Genomic DNA, 396 nt, shown 5'->3' on the forward strand with positions numbered 1-396 from the left:
GTCGCTATCAATCGGAAACAGCAGCGGCTTGCCGATGGCGGCGCGGTGCAGCTCTATCTTGGGGAAGTGCTCGTGCTTGAACCCTTCCACCAGCAGCAGGTCAAGGCAGGTTTGATCGAAGCTTGCCAGCAACTGATGAAAGTCGGCTTCGGCCAGATCGGTCTCCATGATGCGAGCATGGCGGCGGCGGGAGGCGACCATCATCTGGCTGGCACCGGCCTTGCGCAGGCGATGGCTGTCCTTGCCCGGCTGGTCGATGTCAAAGTCGTGGTGGGCGTGTTTGAGCACTCCAAGGCGCAGGCCACGACTCACCAGTATGGGGGTGAGCTGCTCCAGCAGGGTGGTTTTGCCGGTACCGCTCCAGGCGGCAAAGCCGAGCAGGGGAAGGGTGGGGGC

The 396-nt window shown here is 63.1% G+C and carries 1 protein-coding gene; it reads right to left on the reverse strand.

Going from position 1 to position 396, the window contains the following annotated elements; all coding sequences use genetic code 11:
- Positions 1-396: molybdopterin-guanine dinucleotide biosynthesis protein B (gene mobB / locus BN1128_RS19715; protein WP_244464634.1), on the reverse strand; the 396-nt coding region annotated here is incomplete at both ends.

It is taken from the genome of Aeromonas piscicola (assembly GCF_000820005.1).
Classification (GTDB): domain Bacteria; phylum Pseudomonadota; class Gammaproteobacteria; order Enterobacterales; family Aeromonadaceae; genus Aeromonas; species Aeromonas piscicola.